The following is a 17,159-nucleotide window of genomic DNA, read 5'->3' on the forward strand; positions in this document are numbered from 1 at the left end:
ATGGAGCAAAAACCAAGGTGGGTCTACAGGCTTGAAAACTACAGAAAAGCTCTAAAACAGCTCAGGTCTGCGGTGGAGCTATTCGGGGAAAGGCAGCTTACAGACCTGGAAAAGCAGGGTATGATTCAAGCTTTTGAGTATGTGTTTGAACTTGGCTGGAACTTACTGAGAGACTATCTTCTTTATCAGGGACATACGGACATAAAAGGCTCAAGGGATGCCATAAGAACAGCCTTCAGGTATGGTCTTATAGAGGACGGTGAGCTATGGATACAGATGATGTCTGCTAGAAACCTCACATCACACACCTACGACCAGAGCCTTGCGGAGCAGGTGATTAAAGCAATAGTGGAACAGTATATGTCAGAATTTGAAAAACTCCAGAACGCTTTTGAAAGGCTTGAGAAGGAATATGAACAGAGTAGCTCTTGACACTAAGACTCTTGAACTTCTAAAGAGCGTCTTTAGAAAGTATCCAGAGGTGGAGAAGGTTTATCTTTTTGGCTCAAGGGCAAGAGGCAATTACTCTAAGGCTTCAGACATAGACCTTTTTCTTGTGGCTCCGGGTATGAGCTTTGACCGCTACCTGAAGCTCTACTCAGAGCTTGAGGAGCTTGACATACCTTATAAGATTGACCTTATAATGAACTGGCAGTTGCCAGAGGAAGCTTTAGAGATATATCCTGAGAAGGTTGACATCTGATATTGTGAATGTTAAAATCACTTTCAGCATGAAGCTGGTGGTCTCCCTTCTCAGCACGCTGCTCCTGCTCTTTGCGGACTTTGCGGTGGCAGAGCATCACCACGAGGACCATGAGCTTCATGTAGACTGCTCCGTATGTATCCTCCAGCATACCCAGCTGGACACCCCCAGCTACAAGCCCAGTTTAGACATAAGAATTCTCACAATCCCTGTAAAATTTCAGGAAAAACCCCTTCAGCCAGTATTTAAACCCCTTATAAAGACCACGCACTGTAGAGCACCTCCTGCCCTCTAAACCTCTACACCGACCCCTTATAAAAACTCAAAAGGAGGTGCATGCCATGAAAGTTTTATACATTTTCAGCACGCTAAACAGCGCCAGCTACATACTGGGCAGAATGATACTGCCCCAGCTGGAAAACGACGCCCACCCGGTAGAGGTCTCAGGGATGTTTTTCTTTCTTGACAACAACTATGTGCTGGTGAAGGGAAACCCCATAGGGGAGAGGCTTGCAAAACTTCTCAGGGATGGAAAGATTGGCTTTCTGATGGGTTGCGACCAGTGCTGTTACGAAAGAAACATAGCGGACAAACTCGTGGATGGTGCCACTATAGGGTGTTTTCCAAACCTTTATGGAAAAGCCCAGCAACTGGGCGTCCAGCAGGTCATAACACTTTAAGGAGGTGAAGAGATGAGAAAGGCTTTTATTTTTCTGACAGGTCTGTTTGGCTTTACCTTTGCACAGGAAAACCTTCAGGACTTGAAGCGTCAGCTGGAAGAGCATAGAAAGCTCATACAGGAGCTGGAAAGAAAAATTCAGTCCCTTGAAAAAGCTCAGCAGTCAAAGCCAGAGGAAAAGAAAGAGCTCACAAAGCCAGAGCCCGCAGACAGAAGTCTCCAGCTCAGGGCAAAGTTTGACGAAAGACTGAGAGCATATCAGGTTTCTCCCTTCAGACAGACCGCCTTTCTACCCGACATTTCCTTCATACTGGACTTTTCTGCGGTGGCAAGAAACAGAAAGGATAAGGAATACGAGGAGCTTGTAATTCCCAGGCTCTGGCACAGGCACGAGCACAACGGGCACGGACATGCACTCCTGAACGATAAGAGAGGCTTTAACCTCAACTACGGAGAGCTGTATCTGTATGCTCCTGTTGACCCTTACTTTGACCTGTATGCGACCATACCCTTCTCCGAAGATGGTGCGGAAATAGAAGAAGCCTATGCGGTCACTAGAGGTCTTCCCGGTGGCTTACAGCTGAAGGTGGGTAAGTTCAGGAGCGGTTTTGGAAGGCTCAACGCACAGCACCCTCACGCATGGGACTTTGCCACCCAGCCACTTCCCAACAAGGTATTTCTTGGTGATGACGGGCTTGTGGAGAAAGGCATAGGTATAAACTGGCTTGCACCTACACCCTTTTATCTTCTCTTTGGTCTTGAGGTGCTTCAGGGGGAGAACGACCAGAGCTTTGGCTACAAGGGCTTTACCATAACTGACCCAAACAATCCAAGCAATACCTTTGAAATTGGCGACAAGCCAGTTCCAAACCTCTATGTGGGCTATATGAAGACCTCCTTTGACCTTGGAAGGCTCTCCGTGCTTACCGGGCTTTCTTACGCTCAGGGTAAGCACAGACACGCTCATGACGACCACGGACTGGATGCGAAGACCAAGCTATACGGCTTTGACCTTACCGCAAGATATCAGATAGACAGCGTCAGATATCTGGCTCTGCAGGGTGAGTATATGTGGAGAGACCAGGATGGGACAAGGTATGGCTTTAACAACGCTGGGAACGTGACTACAGCAAAGATTGACAGAAAACAGGCAGGTTTTTATGCACAGCTTGTGGGCAGGTTCCACAAGCAGTGGAGGGCAGGTGTTCGCTATGAGCTTATAAACAAGAACGATGTTAAAAGAAACGGCACTGCCCTGTGGGCACCCGACAACCTTCCTGCCTACTACGCCATGCTTGAATACACACCCACTGAGTTTTCACGCATAAGGCTTCAGGTGGGAGAAAACAGAGCCTTCTACGAGGGTCAGAAACGCAAGCCCGTAAAAGAGGTCATCCTGCAGTTCAACTTTGCCATAGGAGCCCATGGTGCGCATCCTTTCTGAAATCGCAGGCGGGGGGTCACTCCCCGCATATCTAACTCCCTGCAAGAATACAATCAAAATCTTTTTCATTAAGAAATTTTCTAATCGCTCTGTCTCTTCGGTCACGCTGAGCCTTGCTCCCTCTACTGTGGAAGCACCGTTTATGACAGGAGGGGGGAGGGGTTATTATGCTTAAGAAAGTCTTCGTAAAGACGCTCCCTCTTGTTCCTTACGCTGGCACCCTTGGGGTGTTTTCTGCCTGCGGTTGTGGGCACTGTCCCGCATGCCTTGGGGCTTCAGCCAGCGTGGTGGGTCTTGCCCTGCTTATAGGTAGTAAAAAGCTCCTTTCCTCTATAAGGGGAGGGGAGGCTGAGGGGGAAGGGGGTAAACATACAAGGAGGTGTGAGCCATGAAAAGTCTGCTGGTCTTTTTGCTCCTTAGCCTCTCCTTTGCCTCTGCCCAGCTGAGGGTAGTTGCCACCTACCCATGGATAGGGGAGCTGGTGAAGGAAGTGGGTGGGGACAGGGTAAGGGTGCATGTTATAGCCCGTCCGGATGAAGATTTTCACTTTGTGGTGCCAAGACCTTCTCATATAGCAAAGCTAAGGGATGCGGACCTGCTGGTTATAAACGGTGCGAGCCTTGAAGTTGGCTTTCTTCCACCACTCCTTCAGCAGTCCAACAATCCAAGAATTCAGCCGGGAAGGGAGGGTTTTCTGGATCTCTCGGAGTTTGTCCAGATAATAGAAAAGCCTGAGAGGGTTTCCAGAGAGATGGGGGACGTGCATCCGGAGGGAAATCCTCACTACGTGTATGACCCCTACAACATTCCAGTGCTCGCAAAAGCGGTCACCGAAAGGATGTGTCAGCTCAGGCAGTCTGAATGCTCTTTCTACAGGTCAAACCTTGAGGACTTCCTCAGAAGATGGAATGCAAAGCTGAAGGAATGGGACGAGGGCTTTTTAAAGCTCAGAGGCTTGAAAGTTATCCAGTGGCATAAAACCTACAACTATCTCTTTAATCGCTATGGAATACAGACTATAGGCACCTTAGAGCCTATTCCTGGTATTCCCCCCACCGCAAGACATCTTGAACAGCTTGTGTCCTCCGCAAAAGGTCAGGGGGTGAGGTATGTGGTCATTGAGGGCTTCAGGGCTGGAGAGAGAAGGACTGCCCAGAGGGTGGCAGAGCAAATAGGTGCAAAGGTGGCTATACTTCCCAGCGACGTGGGCTCCGAAGGTGCAAAAAGCCTTTTTGAAATGTATGACATAATCCTGAGGAGGCTATCTCAGTGATATGGGACTTGTTTCTTTCCAGCTTTCTTCTCTCTGTGTTGCTTGTGGGCATTCATGCCTACTTTGGCAGGGAGATAGTCCGCAGGGGTATAATCTTCACAGACATTGCGGTGGCTCAGTTTTCAGGGGTGGGCATTGCCCTCTCCCTCATGCTCTTTCATGGAGAATATACCTACTTATTTTCCTTGTTCTTTGGCCTGCTTGCCAGCCTTCTCATAGCCCTGTCTCAAAGGCTTAAAGATTATGCTGAAGCCTTCATAGGTCTTCTCTACGCCCTTGGCTTTTCCCTTGTAGTTCTTATACTGTCCTTCTCTGCCCATGGCATGGAGGAGCTCAAAAGGCTCACAGCCAGCGACATCCTTTTCGTAAGACTTGAAGAGGTGTTAAAAACCGCATTCATATACTCCGCCATCGGCATAATGCTATACCTTCGCAGGTATCTCAGAGGGCTTCTGCGGGAGCTTTCCTTTTTTGCCCTATTTTCCCTTACCCTTGCCAGCTCAGTCAAGCTTGCTGGCGTGCTTGTGGTCTTCTCTCTTCTTGTATCCCCTGCCCTCGTTTCTCTGCTTCTGGGTAGGGGGCTTGTCTTTGCCTGGGTATGGGGGACCTTCTGGAGCTTTCTGGCAATAGCCCTTTCCTTCTGGCTTGATATGCCCACTGGATATAGTCTTGTTTTCTTACACTCTCTAATGGGGCTTGCTGTGTTTATAATTAAAATGGCTAAATGAAGGTGTTGATACTCACCTCTTCTTTTGGTGGGGGGCATAACAGCGTTGCAAGGGCTATCAAAAGAGCCCTTGAGGAAAACTACTCTGCAAGCGTCAGGATAGAAGACCCCTACCACCTCATGAACCCGAGACTGAACCAGATTAACGCAAGGTTCTACGTATACATGATGAAATACTTTCCCGGAGTTTACGGGCTTTTTTACAACTCCACCTATGACCTTGAAAAGGACAGCATCCTTAACTTTCTCCTCTCCCTTCCGGGCATTGATAAGCTGAGGGAGCTTTTAGAAGAAGAAAGACCGGATGCGGTGGTGGCGGTCTACCCTACCTACGCGGGCATGCTCAGGATACTTAGAGAGAGAGGCTTTTCTGTTCCGAAGAGTTTTGTGGTGATAACGGACTTCGTTGCCCATGTGCAGTGGCTTCATGACGGTATAGATGTTTACTTCGTGCCTTCAGAGGAGGTAAAGTTTCACTTACACAGAAAGGGTGTGGTCTGCGGATGGGTTCAAGTCACGGGTATACCCATAAATCCCGAGTTTGAGAAGTTCCGGGAAAGAGACAGGGACACAGTCCTCATAAGTGCAGGTATGTTTGGTATGACCCCCTCCGTTATGGAGATATGTAAGGTGGTCGAAGAAGTTGTTCCCCGGAACCTAAAAATAACACTGCTGTGTGGCACCGACAGAAGACTTTATCAGAAGGTGAAAATGAGATTCAGAAGGGTTGAGGCGGTTGAAGGAGTCCTCACCCACGAAGAGATGGCGAGATATATGGGTAGGTCTGTTCTTCTCATATCAAAGGCAGGTGGCATAACCACTTCAGAAGCTCTTTCTGCAGAGACACCTCTTCTCGTCTACAGACCACTCCCCGGTCAGGAATACTACAACGCTCTGTATCTTCTGAAAAACGAGGCGGGAATGGTTGCCGGCAACAGGAGAGAGCTCGGTAGAGTCCTGAGGTTCTTCTTTGAAGATAGCCAGTTCAGGGAATCTCTTAGAGAAAACATAAGAAGGCTCAGGAAGCCCCATTCTTCCCTTTCAGTAGCCAGAGGTATACATGATGCCCTGCAGAAAGAAGGTTTAGGGTTATAAGAAGGAGCTCAAAGGGTAGCAGGTTTAGGCTCACGTCAAGAAGGTTCAGAAAAAGGACAAGCATAACAAAAAGATACTGATAGAAGGTGACGAGCTTTCCAAGAATTGAAACCTTTACCCTGTGTCTGATGAGGGTTGCATAAGCGCCCACAGGTGCGAGAGCAATGTCCTGCCCCACCGTTAGCAGAACAGCCCACCAGCTCACGTCAATCTTGAGCGGTGCAAAATAAAGGGCAAGAAAAGCAAGAGCTACAAATATCCTGTCCGATACGGGGTCTACAACCTTTCCAGCCTCACTCTCTACCCTGAACCTCCTTGCCAGAAAGCCATCCAGCTTGTCGCTGAAGACACCTAGAATAAAAACAAGGAGCCCTTCTCCAAGCCTGCCTTTAAGCAGGAAAAACAGAAAGAGCAGTCCAAGCAGGATTCTGGTAGAGCTTAGCAGGCTTGGCAGGAGCCTTAGCCTTTTTCCTCTAACCCTTATGAAGAGAATATTCCCTCCTCCTTCATATCTGTGTAGTTCTTCTGGCAGGCGGTGTAGTAGTGTATAAGAGCGGGAACTTGCTTTTCTCTCAAAGCCTTACACCTTCTTCCAATGCTATCCTGTGTATGGGCTTTTCCTCTTCACCCTCTGGATACGGCACCACTTTCATGGGTGCTTTTATAAGCAGGTCTATGTCTCCCCCTCTTTCCGCAGGGTCTGTCCTTGAGCCAAAGAGATAGACCTCCACCTCCTTGCCAAAGACCTCCTCTGCAGTTTCCCTTATTGACCTGAGAGTCTTTTCAGAAAGCCTCACCCTTCCTTCCATGCGGGCACTTCAAGCCAGAGGTATTCCTCCCTTTCCGGACCTGTGGAAAGCATCACTATGGGAACACCCAGATAGCTCTGGATAAAGTCAAGGTAGGAGAGGGCTTGCTCTGGAAGGCTTTGTAGGTCTTTTGCCCCCTTGGTGTCTCTTAGCCAGCCCTTAAAGGTCCTGTAAACAGGTTTTACTCTTGAGAGGGCACTCAGGCTTGCAGGAAAGCTGTCTCTTTCTCTTCCATCAATTTCGTAGGCTACGCAGACCTTTATCTCTTCAAAAGCATCCAGCACGTCCAGCTTTGTGATTATAAGCCCGTCAAGCCCGTTCACTTCCACCGCATGCCTGAGGGCAACCAGGTCAAGCCATCCACACCTCCTTGGTCTTCCCGTAGTAGCTCCATACTCTCCGCCCCTTTCTCTGAGAAGTTCGCCCTCTTCTCCCTTCAATTCTGTGGGAAAAGGTCCTTCTCCCACCCTTGTGGCGTATGCCTTTGAGACGGCCCAGAAGCTTGCTTCTAAAAAGTATTTTGGTGGAAGCCCCGTTCCGTTGGAAAGTCCAAGGGCTGAGGCGTTGGAGGAGGTAACATAGGGGTATGTGCCCATGTCTATGTCCAGCATGGTTCCCTGAGCACCTTCAAAAAGCACTCTGCCCTCAAAGTTCAGAAGCAGACGCGTGGTATCCACTACCCTCTCCCTTATCCTTCTGTAGTTTTCCATGGTGCCTTCAAATATTTCCTGTGCATCCATGCTGTGGTTTTCGCAGTAGACCTTCTCACACAGGTCTGCTACAAACTCTATGTTTTCCTTTATTAGCCTGTAGGTTCTGTCCGGGTCCTCAAGGTCGCAGACCCTTATACCCTTCCTTCCATACTTGAACATGTAAGAGGGTCCTATACCCCTCAGGGTGGTTCCTATCTTTCCCTTCCTCTCAAAGAGAGAGTCAAGCACCTTATGGTAGGGGAGCACAAGGTGCGCCCTGTCGCTGATAAAAACTCTTTCCCATACTTTCAGACCCCTTGCCTGGAGCTCCTCCATCTCCCTGACCAGAAGCTCCAGGTCCACCACCATACCCTGAGCCACCACACCCACTGCATGCTCATGGAGTATCCCGGTTGGCAGAAGGTGCAGGACGAACTTTTCATCCCCCACCATCACCGTATGCCCTGCGTTGCTTCCACCCTGATATCGGACTACCATATCAAAGTCCGCAGAGAGAAGGTCCACCACCTTACCCTTTCCTTCATCGCCCCACTGGGCGCCCAGTATCACAAGATGTCTCTTCATCCAATCGCTCCCTGAAGCTCTTCCACCTTTTCCCTTATAGCTTCAAGCAAATCTCTTATCCCCCAACCCTTAACTGCGGAAACCACCACTGACCTGCCTTCCATAAAGGCGGGCTCTGTAAGATACTTTATGTCCTCCTCCTTTTCCACCACTCTGTCCGCTTTGTTGAAAACGTATATAACAGGCTTTTCCTCTGCAGAGAGGTCTCTGAGTATATCTCTGACCACCTTTACCTTCTCAAGCCAGCCCTTGTCCGAAAGGTCTATCACATGCAGGATAATGTCCGCCTCCTGCACCTCCTCAAGGGTTGCCTTGAAGGACTCTATGAGCTCAGGAGGTAGCTTTCTGATAAAGCCCACCGTGTCGGTGATCAGAACCTTTATGTCTGGAAAGAGAAGCCTTGCAGAGGTTGTGGTGTCAAGTGTGGCAAAAGGCATGTTCGCCACCAGTGTTTCTCTCCCCGTGAGGGCTCTCATCAGGCTGGACTTTCCCACGTTTGTGTAGCCTACAAGGGCTACCTTTATAACTTTGAGCTCTCCTGAGCTTTCCCTCTTTTTCCTCTGCTCTCTTCTCTGCCTTTTTATGTCCTCAAGTTCCTCCTTTATCTGCTGTATTCTCCTCTTTATCCATCTTCTTCTTATCTCTGCCTCCTGCTCACCAGGGCCCCTTGTTCCCACGCCACCCCCAAGCCTTGAGAGCTCCTTTCCTCTTCCGTAGAGTCTCGGGAGCTCGTATGTGAGCTTTGCCAGCTCTACCTGCAGCTTGGCGGTCTTTGACCTTACCCTCCTGGAAAATATTTCCAACACAAGGTCTGCCCTGTCCATAATTCTCCTGCCTATAGCCCTTTCAAGGTTTGCCACCTGAGAGGGGCTCAAGAAGGTGTCGAATATGACCACATCCGCTCCGGTGCCTTCTGCCACCTGCCTTATCTCTTCCACTTTTCCTGCACCCACATAGTATTTAGGGTCTGGATGGCTCTTCCTCTGGATTATGTATCCAAGGCAGTGGCCCCCCACCGCCTTGAGAAGTTCCTTGAGTTCCTCAAGAGATTCGCTGCTATCCTTCTTGCTGTTTTCTATGAGGCTTACGAGAATACTTTTCATTAACCCCCTTGCACTATGGTGCTTATGGCGTGCTTGTATATGAGGTTTGGTTCGCCTTCCACCTCAAGAAGCAAGGTGTACTTATCATGGTCAAGCACCTTGCCCGTTATTCTGTTCCCTCTTGTCAGGAACACGGTTACGGTAGCACCCTTTCTCTTGAGCTCTTCTATGTATTCGTCCTGCACGTTCGTGTTCTTCTCCATAAACATCCTGCAAACCTCCATTATAAATTATAAAACTTTTTGCTTCAGTCAAGCCTTTAAAGGTCTAAAATATTAAGCCATGTCTCTCAGTATAACCCTCTGCCAGACAAATCCAGTTGTGGGGGACATAAGCGGAAATCTTCGGAAAATAAAGAGTATATGGGAAAAGATAGATACCCAATCCCACCTCCTTATCTTCCCTGAACTTTTTCTGTGTGGTTATCCTCCTGAGGACCTACTTTTGAAGCTGGATTTTCTGAGAAAATGCCGTAGAGCCCTTGATGAGCTTGTGAGCTTATCCAGGGGTATGTCCTCACTTTTAGTTCTCGGAACCCCCTACTACGAGGAAGACCTTTACAACGCTCTTGTGCTGATAGGCAGGGGTGAGGTGCTGGGTGTGTATAAAAAAACTTTCCTTCCCAACTATTCTGTTTTCGATGAGAAACGATACTTCAGAGCTGGAAGGGAGCCTCTCATGCTTGAAATAAACGGCGTAAGAGTGGGCTTTTCTGTGTGTGAGGACATATGGCATCCCGACGGCTGGGAAAGATACTACGCCCTTTCTGGCTGTGAAGTGCTCATAAACATAAACGCCTCTCCCTACTACAGAGGGAAGTATCAGTTCAAAGAGAACTTCCTGAAGGCTCGGGCTCAGGACAATCTGGCATATGTGGTCTACGTGAACATGGTGGGGGGACAGGATGAGCTGGTCTTTGACGGCAGGAGCATTGTTGTGGACCCGGAGGGCAAGGTTATGGCAAGGGCAAAGGCCTTTGAGGAAGACCTGCTCCTTGTAAGCCTTGATATAGAGAGGGTAAGAAGGAAAAGGCTTTTAGACCTCAGACTCCGCGAGAGGGTTGTAGAAAGGGTAAAACCCGTATCGCTTTCGGACTTTCCGGAAAGGGAAAGGGTGTCTGCCCGTGTGGAAAGCTCCCCTTCAGAGGAGGAAGAGCTCTACAGAGCCATAAGGCTGGCATTAGAGGACTACGTGAGGAAGAACTCCTTTGAAAGGGTGGTTCTGGGTCTTTCTGGTGGGATAGACTCTTCTCTTGTTGCCTGCCTTGCGGTGGACGCCCTGGGAAAGGAGAAGGTGGTTGGCGTTTTTATGCCTTCGGAGTTTACCTCCAGAGAGAGCAGAGAGGATGTTTACCAACTTGCAAAAAATTTAGGCTTTGAGCTTCTTGAATATCCCATCACAGAGGTTTACAGGAGCTATCTCAATACTGTAAATTCACAGGAGCTTACAACCGCAGAGGAAAACCTTCAGGCTCGCATAAGGGCAAACATACTCTTTTACCTTTCCAACAGGTATGGCTGGCTTGTGCTGTCTACCTCCAACAAGAGCGAGTCTGCGGTGGGATACACCACTATCTACGGAGACATGGCGGGGGGCTTTGCCCCCATAAAGGACCTTTACAAAACATGGGTCTACAGGCTTGCCAGATACAGAAACTCCATTAGCCCAGACATTCCCGAGAGGGTGTTCCTGAGACCTCCCACCGCAGAGCTAAGGCCCGGTCAGACAGACCAGGACACCCTTCCACCTTACGAGCTCTTGGACAGGGTTCTGGAGCTGCACATAGAGGAGGGCATGGGTCTGGAGGAGATAGTATCTGAAGGGTATGACAGGGAGCTTGTAAGAAGAGTTTTGCAGATGGTAAAAAGAGCGGAATACAAAAGAAAGCAAGCACCTCCCGGTCCAAAGCTCACAAAGAGAGCCTTTGGAAAGGACTGGAGGATGCCCATAAGCAACGGCTATCAGAACCTGTAGAGAAAGCCGGCAAGAAAGCCATAGTCTGGCTGTGCAGGATGTTTGTTGAGGCTTTTGTGAAGACCAAAGCTGAGGTCTATGCTTTCTGTGGGATGCAGTAGTATGCCAAGGAGAGCATGGGTATCTCTCTTTGATTCTCTCTGCTCTGGTCTTATGTATTTTAGCTCTGCACCGAGGGTGAGCCACTGAGTGGGTCTGCCGTAGGCATGAAATATGACGCCGTAGGCGTCCCTCAGACCTTCCACATGGGAGGACTTTAGGTATACGCCGTTCAGGTTGAGGGTGAGCCTACCTATGTCTCTTTCAAGAATAAGGTTGAGGTTGGCGGTGGTCTTTCCGTAGCCTATGCCCCTTTTGCCCGTGTCAAGGTTGAGCTGTAGCCTGTAGCCTGCTCTCCAGCCCTCTTTCTCATAGGGTATGTGCTTTATGAAAACCCTAAGGTCGTCCAGACCGCTGAGCCTCTCCCCCCATTCCCTGAGCTTCACATAGGGCTGAAGGAGGGCAAGGTCCATGTTCTTTAAAAGTCCAGCCTGAAACTGAAAGTCCAGGCTCTGCCTTCTTGCTCCGTTGTAGTATTTAAAGCTGGCGTAATTGGTTTCAAACTGGAAGTTTCCCAGTCCTCCCAGCGTGCCTGCGTCCTCTGCCTCAAAGGGAAAGAAGGCAAGGGCAGGAGAATACATTACCATAACAAGTGCTAACTTTCTCATCTTTATACCTCCATAAAACCATGTTAAAAAGCACATTCAATATCAATATTATAACCTGAGCTGAAAAGGATACAGGAGGCTTGCTGAGAATGTGTTCAGTGTGGTCAAGAGGTAAAGATAGATGGCTGTAGTCTAACCTGCAACTTGCGTTATAACATACCAGTCCGGTTAAAAATAGTTAAGAAGTGGTAGACTATTTAGCCATGCACCTTATGGACACTTACAGAAGGCTTCCTGTCCGCTTTGTGAGGGGGAAGGGCGTGTACCTTTACGACGAGCAGGGCAGGAAATACCTTGACCTTCTGGCAGGTATTGCGGTCAATGCTCTGGGTTATGCAGACCCTGAGCTCACTCAGGCTATCTGCGAGCAGACTCAGAGGCTTTTGCACGTTTCCAACCTCTTTGAAAACCCCTGGCAGGAAGAGCTGGCTGGTGAGCTTATCAAAAGCTTCTGGACAAGGGGAAAGGTCTTCTTCTGCAACAGCGGGGCAGAGGCCAACGAGGGAGCCATAAAGCTGGTGAGAAGATACTTCTACGAGAGGGGGGAAAAGAGATATAGGATTATCACCTTCTACAGGGGCTTTCATGGAAGGACCTTCGGTGCCATGTCTGCAACCGCTCAGGAGAAGATTCAGAAAGGCTTTGAACCACTGCTGGAGGGCTTTGACTATGCAGAGTTTAACAACTTCCAGTCGGTGCTGAGGGCTCTCAGAAAAGAAACTGCAGGCATAATGCTTGAGGTCATTCAGGGCGAAGGTGGCATAAACGAGGCTCAGATGGAGTTTCTCCAGAGGCTTCAGGAGCTCTGCAGAAGGGAGGGTCTACTTCTTGTGGTGGACGAGGTGCAGACAGGTGTTGGAAGAACCGGGAAGTTCTACGCCTACGAGCACTACGGCATACAGCCAGACATCATAACCCTTGCCAAGGGTCTGGGGGGTGGGCTTCCCATAGGTGCGCTTCTGGCAAGGGAGGAGGTGGCACAGGCTTTCAAGCCGGGCTCTCACGGCTCAACTTTTGGGGGCAACCCTCTGGTCTGTGCGGGCGCCATGGTGGTGGTAAAAAAGGTAAAGAGTCTTCTTCCCCAGATAGAGAGGGTAGGGAATTACTTTAAACACAGGCTTGAGGAGCTGAAGGCAGGCAGGGTGAAGGGAAGGGGTCTAATGCTTGGTCTTGAGCTGGACGGGGAATGCTCTCAGGTGGCGTTGAAGGCTCTTGAGAAGGGTCTTGTGATAAACTGCACTTCAGAGAGGGTTCTCAGGTTTGTGCCCCCCCTCATAATTCAGGAACAGCATGTGGACGAAGCCATGGGTATACTGGCAGAAGTCCTCAGATAGTGCTATATTAATATGCGTGAGCTATGGACTTTCCTGAGCTTTTGGTGATTCTTGCGGTGGCTTTCATCTTCCTAGGTCCAGAGAGGATGATGGAGGTAGCCACTAAGCTGGGCGAGTTTTTGCGCAAGATAAGGGAAACCTGGGATGAGCTCAGGTATCAGCTATACATGGAAAGTGTGAACAAGAAGATAATGGAAGAAAGCAAGGATGTCAGCCCTCAAGCAGACTCATATGATTTAATAGAAGAGGCTCAGCATGAGGAGGTAAAGAAAGAGAATGGAGAATCAGGAACTTCCCAGGATGCCCCTGACGGAGCATCTGAGGGAACTCAGAAGCAGGCTGATTAAGTCTATACTGGCGTTTCTGGCGGGCACCGGTGTGGCTTTTTACTTTGCCAGCTACATATTTGAGGTTCTCAAAGAGCCTGTCAGGAAGTCATACCCCCAGGTTCAGCTTGTAACCCTCTCACCCACCGAGCCTCTTTTCATACTTCTGAAAATATCCATAGTCTTCGGTTTTATTCTCTCTCTGCCCGTTATACTCTATCAGCTGTGGAGGTTCGTAGAGCCAGCTCTCTATCCAAATGAAAAAAGGCTTGTCCTGCCTCTAACCTTTTTCTCTATACTTCTTTTCCTCCTTGGTGGAGCCTTTTCCTACTTTCTGGCTCTCCCCATGGCTCTGAAGTTTTTGCTGGGTATAGGACTTTCCCAGCTCCAGGCAACTCCCTTTCTTTCTGTCAACCTTTATATATCCTTCCTTCTCAAGATGATAGTGGGCTTTGGTATAGCCTTTGAGCTTCCTGTGGTTATTTTTCTCCTGCAGAGGTCTGGTCTTGTCACAGAAAAACAGCTCAAGTCCTTCAGGAAGTATTTTGTAGTTCTTGCCTTCGTGGCTGGGGCCCTCATAGCACCAGACGTTACCACTCAGGTGCTCATGGCAGTGCCTCTCATCCTTCTATATGAGATTTCCCTTCTGGCAGGCAAGCTAGGAAGGCGCAGGCAAAAGGAAACCGCCATAGAGGTGGTTCAGGGATGAAAGTTCTGGTAACAGGTGCAACTGGCTTTGTGGGAAGACATGTGGTTGATGAGCTTCTGAAACTTGGCTACACCGTTGGATGCATTGTAAGGGATGTGAGTAAGCTGGAGCATCTGTTCGGTGATAAGGTAGAACCCTACATATCTGACCTTGGGGATAAAAAATCTCTTTTGAAGGTCTTTGAGGAATTTGAGCCTGATTTCCTAATACATCTTGTGGGTATCCTTGTGGAAGACAGAAGGCACGCTCAGACCTTTATGAAGGTGCATTATCTTTACTCAAAGACCCTTTATGAAGTATCTAAGGAATACGGAAGGCTCAGGAAAGTGGTTCATATGAGCGCCCTCGGCACTCACCCAGATGCACCTTCCATGTATCACCGCACCAAGTTTATGGCGGAAGAGGAGCTAAAAAGGTCTGGTCTTAACTACACCATAATGAGACCTTCAATCATACTTGGACCAGAGCAGAGGCTCTTTTCTGACATGTGGAAGATAACCAGAATCCTGCCCGTGGTCGCACTGCCCGGTGGTGGTAGCTATCTTTTCCAGCCCGTGGATGTTAGGGATGTGGTCTGCGCTTTTGTAAATGCCTTAAAGGCGGATGAAAGTGATGGAAAGACATACGAGCTATGCGGAAGCCAGAAAGTGAGCTTCAGAGAACTTCTTGAGGATATATTCAGTTTCTGGAGGAGAAGGGTGCTTCTTCTGCCTTTGCCAAGGGCTGCAATGTATCTTGGTGGTCTTCTGGTTGAAAAGCTCCTCCAGCCACCGCCTTTCAGCTCAGACCAGATGCTTATGATGTGGAGGGGCAATGTGTGCGGCCTTGACCAGGATGTGGAAAGCAACGGTGTAAAAAAGCTTTGCGGAAGAGAGCCTGTGCCTTATGAAGAGTCTCTCAGGTGGAGCCTTGAGGAATTCGGGAGGAGTTTGAATGCCTGAGCTTTCTGTGGAGCTCTTTGGCATAAGGTTTAAAAACCCTGTCTGGGTTGCATCAGGCACTTTTGGCTATGGTCTTGAGGCAATGGAACTCTACGATATCTCACGGCTGGGAGCGGTAGTCACCAAGGGTATATCCCTAAAACCAAGGGAGGGAAACGCACCAGAGAGAATCGCAGAAACACCCTGTGGAATGCTTAACTCCATTGGCCTTCAGAACCCGGGCGTGGAGGGCTTTCTGAGAAAGATATACCCACGCATAAAAGACATAGAAACTCACTTCATAGCCAACATCTTCGGAGAGACCGAGGAGGAATATGTGGAGGTATGCCTTGCCCTTGAGGGAGCGGAGAAGGTGGTGGCCTATGAGCTTAATGTCTCCTGTCCAAATGTGAAAAAGGGCGGCATGCTTTTTGGGCATGACCCTGTTGTTCTCGGAAGGCTTGTGGACAGGGTCAGGGCAAGGGTCAGAAAACCTGTTCTTGTCAAGCTCTCGCCCAACACGGGCGATGTAAAAGCCTTCGCCAGAGTATGTTTGGACTCTGGAGCTGATGGACTTGTGCTTATAAACACTTTGCTTGGCATGAAAATAGATACAAGGACACAGAAGCCGGAGCTTTCTACTCTGATGGGTGGTCTTTCCGGACCTGCCATACTTCCTGTAGCGGTAAGAATGATATGGGAAGTCTTCTCAGAGTTTGGTTTTTCTGTGCCCATAATAGGTGTTGGTGGCATACACGACACAGACTCCGCCCTTCAGCATGTGCTGGCAGGGGCAACGTGCATTCAGGTAGGCACTGCCAACTTCTTTGACCCTTATTCTCCTCTCAAGATTCTTGATGGCCTGGAAGAATACCTGAGGGAGAGGTCTATTCAGAGCTTTTCTGAGCTTGTGGGGAGGGCTCACCGTATGATGGTGCGTTCTTGAGCCTTTCTACCACCCTGAACATTACGAGATAGAGGGGGAGCATAGCATCCCAGAAAAAGGTAAAGACAGAACCTATCAGATGTGAGCCAAGAGCAAGGAGAAGGGGCATAAGAAGATATTCTTCTCTACGCATGAGCCTGAAATTCAGCAGAAACCTGAAATAGGAGTAGTATACCCAGAGAACTGCCAGAAGGCCAATGAGACCCTTTTCAATAAATTCAGAAAGCAAAAAAACCGACTCATATACACCACCAACAGGACTTCTGGGTTCAAGGTAATAGCCTGAGTTTATACCATGTCCTATGAGGAGAGGGAGCCAGTTGCCTTCCTGAAGGTCCTCCTTTATAACCTGAATACCTGCCTTCGCAATCTCCCAGCGATAGCTTGATATGGTGTTTAGCGCTTCATCGTCCAGTGCTCTCTTTCCAGTTATGAACTCATACACAGCTCTGTATCTTATGTCTTTCTGAGCGAGAGTTACGCTACTTGCAACAAAGCCAATGAATAGGGTAATCAAAATACCCCAGAAGGCCCTTCTGGAAAGACTCTTACTGGCGAGCAGTGCAAAGGCAATCAGGGCGAAGGCCAGCCCCAGCATGGTTGACCTTCTCATGGTGAAAAAGACCATTCCTACAAAAGGTATGAAGGGCAACAGATAGTATATTTTTCTCGAGTAGAAAAAGAGAGAAAGGCTGGCTACTGTGAAAATGCTGTAGAAGGCACCTACCTCAAACCAGCCACCCCACAACATGGCAGGTTGACCTGTCTGACTATATCTGTAGAAAACCACAGGTAGAAGAAAAAGCCCCGACAGAAACAAAAACTGGTTGAACCTTAACAGACTTTTTGGGTTTACTTTGAGAAGTTCTCCATAGCAATAAAGAAGCAGGAAAGGACCCCTCTCTATAGCTTTGCCTATCTGCGACATATGGAAAAGGCTTGTCGACAATAGCACCGTAAAAGCGTGCAAAGTCAGTGGCAAGAAAAGCCTACCCCCATACCTTAAACCTCTGAAGAACCTGTAAAGAGCATACACAAGCAGGAGAACTATGAGTGCTTCAAAGAGGCTTATAGAAAGTAGTGCTGTTGCAAAAAGAACTGTAAGCAACATATGGCTTTATAATTATAAGTGA

At 48.8% G+C, this 17,159-nt stretch carries 22 protein-coding genes; 15 read left to right on the forward strand and 7 right to left on the reverse strand.

Going from position 1 to position 17,159, the window contains the following annotated elements; all coding sequences use genetic code 11:
• From WHS43_07540 to WHS43_07580, 9 genes are all read left to right on the forward strand, one after another.
• A complete protein-coding gene (locus WHS43_07540) occupies nucleotides 1-432 on the forward strand; it encodes a nucleotidyltransferase substrate binding protein (GenBank protein MEJ5339491.1) in 432 nt (143 codons plus the stop codon).
• Nucleotides 413-703 carry a nucleotidyltransferase domain-containing protein gene (locus WHS43_07545; GenBank protein MEJ5339492.1) on the forward strand — a complete coding sequence of 97 codons (291 nt, stop codon included), beginning with the start codon at nucleotides 413-415 and terminating at the stop codon, nucleotides 701-703. The genes WHS43_07540 and WHS43_07545 overlap by 20 nt, the downstream gene beginning before the upstream one ends.
• A gap of 4 nt (nucleotides 704-707) precedes the next feature.
• Nucleotides 708-998 carry a hypothetical protein gene (locus WHS43_07550; GenBank protein MEJ5339493.1) on the forward strand — a complete coding sequence of 97 codons (291 nt, stop codon included), beginning with the start codon at nucleotides 708-710 and terminating at the stop codon, nucleotides 996-998.
• A 46-nt stretch (nucleotides 999-1,044) separates the two neighbouring features.
• Nucleotides 1,045-1,383, forward strand: a complete 339-nt coding sequence (locus WHS43_07555) for a hypothetical protein (GenBank protein MEJ5339494.1) — start codon at nucleotides 1,045-1,047, stop codon at nucleotides 1,381-1,383.
• A gap of 12 nt (nucleotides 1,384-1,395) precedes the next feature.
• Entirely contained in the window at nucleotides 1,396-2,826 is a 1,431-nt protein-coding gene (locus tag WHS43_07560; protein MEJ5339495.1) for a hypothetical protein, read from the forward strand.
• A 167-nt stretch (nucleotides 2,827-2,993) separates the two neighbouring features.
• Complete coding sequence (locus WHS43_07565) at nucleotides 2,994-3,218, forward strand: hypothetical protein (GenBank protein MEJ5339496.1); 225 nt, start codon at nucleotides 2,994-2,996, stop codon at nucleotides 3,216-3,218.
• Complete coding sequence (locus tag WHS43_07570) at nucleotides 3,215-4,099, forward strand: zinc ABC transporter substrate-binding protein (protein ID MEJ5339497.1); 885 nt, start codon at nucleotides 3,215-3,217, stop codon at nucleotides 4,097-4,099. The genes WHS43_07565 and WHS43_07570 overlap by 4 nt, the downstream gene beginning before the upstream one ends.
• Nucleotides 4,096-4,827, forward strand: a complete 732-nt coding sequence (locus WHS43_07575; protein MEJ5339498.1) for a metal ABC transporter permease — start codon at nucleotides 4,096-4,098, stop codon at nucleotides 4,825-4,827. The genes WHS43_07570 and WHS43_07575 overlap by 4 nt, the downstream gene beginning before the upstream one ends.
• Complete coding sequence (locus tag WHS43_07580) at nucleotides 4,824-5,921, forward strand: glycosyltransferase (GenBank protein ID MEJ5339499.1); 1,098 nt, start codon at nucleotides 4,824-4,826, stop codon at nucleotides 5,919-5,921. The genes WHS43_07575 and WHS43_07580 overlap by 4 nt, the downstream gene beginning before the upstream one ends.
• On the opposite strand, the gene WHS43_07585 is transcribed toward WHS43_07580, so the two are convergent.
• From WHS43_07585 to hfq, 5 genes are read right to left on the reverse strand one after another with little or no spacing between them, the layout of a single operon-like run.
• A complete protein-coding gene (locus WHS43_07585) occupies nucleotides 5,845-6,453 on the reverse strand; it encodes a CDP-alcohol phosphatidyltransferase family protein (GenBank protein MEJ5339500.1) in 609 nt (202 codons plus the stop codon). The genes WHS43_07580 and WHS43_07585 overlap by 77 nt on opposite strands.
• A gap of 40 nt (nucleotides 6,454-6,493) precedes the next feature.
• Nucleotides 6,494-6,730, reverse strand: a complete 237-nt coding sequence (locus WHS43_07590) for a hypothetical protein (protein MEJ5339501.1) — start codon at nucleotides 6,728-6,730, stop codon at nucleotides 6,494-6,496.
• Complete coding sequence (locus WHS43_07595) at nucleotides 6,715-8,007, reverse strand: adenylosuccinate synthase (GenBank protein ID MEJ5339502.1); 1,293 nt, start codon at nucleotides 8,005-8,007, stop codon at nucleotides 6,715-6,717. The genes WHS43_07590 and WHS43_07595 overlap by 16 nt, the downstream gene beginning before the upstream one ends.
• Nucleotides 8,004-9,110, reverse strand: coding sequence for a GTPase HflX (gene hflX / locus WHS43_07600; GenBank protein MEJ5339503.1), 1,107 nt, complete (start codon nucleotides 9,108-9,110; stop codon nucleotides 8,004-8,006). Before hflX ends, WHS43_07595 begins: the two co-directional genes overlap by 4 nt.
• On the reverse strand, nucleotides 9,110-9,319 hold the full coding sequence (hfq, locus tag WHS43_07605; GenBank protein ID MEJ5339504.1) for an RNA chaperone Hfq: 210 nt from the start codon (nucleotides 9,317-9,319) through the stop codon (nucleotides 9,110-9,112). Before hfq ends, hflX begins: the two co-directional genes overlap by 1 nt.
• A gap of 73 nt (nucleotides 9,320-9,392) precedes the next feature.
• Between hfq and WHS43_07610 the strand changes: the two genes are divergently transcribed.
• Entirely contained in the window at nucleotides 9,393-11,084 is a 1,692-nt protein-coding gene (locus tag WHS43_07610; GenBank protein MEJ5339505.1) for an NAD+ synthase, read from the forward strand.
• Here the strand turns inward: WHS43_07610 and WHS43_07615 are convergent.
• Nucleotides 11,072-11,791 carry a hypothetical protein gene (locus WHS43_07615; protein MEJ5339506.1) on the reverse strand — a complete coding sequence of 240 codons (720 nt, stop codon included), beginning with the start codon at nucleotides 11,789-11,791 and terminating at the stop codon, nucleotides 11,072-11,074. The two genes, WHS43_07610 and WHS43_07615, sit on opposite strands and share 13 nt — an antisense overlap.
• Before the next feature lie 203 nt (nucleotides 11,792-11,994).
• Here WHS43_07615 and WHS43_07620 point away from each other — a divergent pair, with 203 nt between their 5' ends.
• From WHS43_07620 to WHS43_07640, 5 genes are read left to right on the forward strand one after another with little or no spacing between them, the layout of a single operon-like run.
• Nucleotides 11,995-13,125: an aspartate aminotransferase family protein gene (locus WHS43_07620; protein ID MEJ5339507.1), complete on the forward strand. Its 1,131-nt coding sequence runs from the start codon at nucleotides 11,995-11,997 to the stop codon at nucleotides 13,123-13,125.
• 23 nt (nucleotides 13,126-13,148) lie between these two features.
• On the forward strand, nucleotides 13,149-13,472 hold the full coding sequence (locus tag WHS43_07625; GenBank protein MEJ5339508.1) for a twin-arginine translocase TatA/TatE family subunit: 324 nt from the start codon (nucleotides 13,149-13,151) through the stop codon (nucleotides 13,470-13,472).
• Nucleotides 13,426-14,160 (forward strand): twin-arginine translocase subunit TatC, encoded by a 735-nt coding sequence (gene tatC, locus WHS43_07630; protein MEJ5339509.1) that lies wholly within the window; start codon nucleotides 13,426-13,428, stop codon nucleotides 14,158-14,160. Before WHS43_07625 ends, tatC begins: the two co-directional genes overlap by 47 nt.
• Nucleotides 14,157-15,101, forward strand: coding sequence for a complex I NDUFA9 subunit family protein (locus WHS43_07635; GenBank protein ID MEJ5339510.1), 945 nt, complete (start codon nucleotides 14,157-14,159; stop codon nucleotides 15,099-15,101). The genes tatC and WHS43_07635 overlap by 4 nt, the downstream gene beginning before the upstream one ends.
• On the forward strand, nucleotides 15,094-16,026 hold the full coding sequence (locus WHS43_07640; protein ID MEJ5339511.1) for a dihydroorotate dehydrogenase: 933 nt from the start codon (nucleotides 15,094-15,096) through the stop codon (nucleotides 16,024-16,026). Before WHS43_07635 ends, WHS43_07640 begins: the two co-directional genes overlap by 8 nt.
• Here WHS43_07640 and WHS43_07645 read toward each other — a convergent pair.
• Nucleotides 15,968-17,137: an O-antigen ligase family protein gene (locus WHS43_07645; GenBank protein ID MEJ5339512.1), complete on the reverse strand. Its 1,170-nt coding sequence runs from the start codon at nucleotides 17,135-17,137 to the stop codon at nucleotides 15,968-15,970. The genes WHS43_07640 and WHS43_07645 overlap by 59 nt on opposite strands.
• Nucleotides 17,138-17,159 lie beyond the last annotated feature (22 nt).

The sequence above is a fragment of the Aquificaceae bacterium genome (assembly GCA_037481935.1).
In the GTDB taxonomy this organism is placed as follows: domain Bacteria; phylum Aquificota; class Aquificia; order Aquificales; family Aquificaceae; genus Pampinifervens.

Excerpts from the sequence above, each read along its gene's own strand:
- WHS43_07540 (MEJ5339491.1), top strand. The coding sequence starts at position 1 with ATGGAGCAAAAACCAAGGTGGGTCTACAGGCTTGAAAACTACAGAAAA.
- WHS43_07545 (MEJ5339492.1), top strand. The coding sequence starts at position 413 with ATGAACAGAGTAGCTCTTGACACTAAGACTCTTGAACTTCTAAAGAGC.
- WHS43_07555 (MEJ5339494.1), top strand. The coding sequence starts at position 1,045 with ATGAAAGTTTTATACATTTTCAGCACGCTAAACAGCGCCAGCTACATA.
- WHS43_07560 (MEJ5339495.1), top strand. The coding sequence starts at position 1,396 with ATGAGAAAGGCTTTTATTTTTCTGACAGGTCTGTTTGGCTTTACCTTT.
- WHS43_07565 (MEJ5339496.1), top strand. The coding sequence starts at position 2,994 with ATGCTTAAGAAAGTCTTCGTAAAGACGCTCCCTCTTGTTCCTTACGCT.
- WHS43_07570 (MEJ5339497.1), top strand. The coding sequence starts at position 3,215 with ATGAAAAGTCTGCTGGTCTTTTTGCTCCTTAGCCTCTCCTTTGCCTCT.
- WHS43_07580 (MEJ5339499.1), top strand. The coding sequence starts at position 4,824 with ATGAAGGTGTTGATACTCACCTCTTCTTTTGGTGGGGGGCATAACAGC.
- WHS43_07590 (MEJ5339501.1), bottom strand. The coding sequence starts at position 6,730 with ATGGAAGGAAGGGTGAGGCTTTCTGAAAAGACTCTCAGGTCAATAAGG.
- WHS43_07595 (MEJ5339502.1), bottom strand. The coding sequence starts at position 8,007 with ATGAAGAGACATCTTGTGATACTGGGCGCCCAGTGGGGCGATGAAGGA.
- hflX (MEJ5339503.1), bottom strand. The coding sequence starts at position 9,110 with ATGAAAAGTATTCTCGTAAGCCTCATAGAAAACAGCAAGAAGGATAGC.
- hfq (MEJ5339504.1), bottom strand. The coding sequence starts at position 9,319 with ATGTTTATGGAGAAGAACACGAACGTGCAGGACGAATACATAGAAGAG.
- WHS43_07610 (MEJ5339505.1), top strand. The coding sequence starts at position 9,393 with ATGTCTCTCAGTATAACCCTCTGCCAGACAAATCCAGTTGTGGGGGAC.
- WHS43_07615 (MEJ5339506.1), bottom strand. The coding sequence starts at position 11,791 with ATGAGAAAGTTAGCACTTGTTATGGTAATGTATTCTCCTGCCCTTGCC.
- WHS43_07620 (MEJ5339507.1), top strand. The coding sequence starts at position 11,995 with ATGCACCTTATGGACACTTACAGAAGGCTTCCTGTCCGCTTTGTGAGG.
- WHS43_07625 (MEJ5339508.1), top strand. The coding sequence starts at position 13,149 with ATGGACTTTCCTGAGCTTTTGGTGATTCTTGCGGTGGCTTTCATCTTC.
- tatC (MEJ5339509.1), top strand. The coding sequence starts at position 13,426 with ATGCCCCTGACGGAGCATCTGAGGGAACTCAGAAGCAGGCTGATTAAG.
- WHS43_07635 (MEJ5339510.1), top strand. The coding sequence starts at position 14,157 with ATGAAAGTTCTGGTAACAGGTGCAACTGGCTTTGTGGGAAGACATGTG.
- WHS43_07640 (MEJ5339511.1), top strand. The coding sequence starts at position 15,094 with ATGCCTGAGCTTTCTGTGGAGCTCTTTGGCATAAGGTTTAAAAACCCT.
- WHS43_07645 (MEJ5339512.1), bottom strand. The coding sequence starts at position 17,137 with ATGTTGCTTACAGTTCTTTTTGCAACAGCACTACTTTCTATAAGCCTC.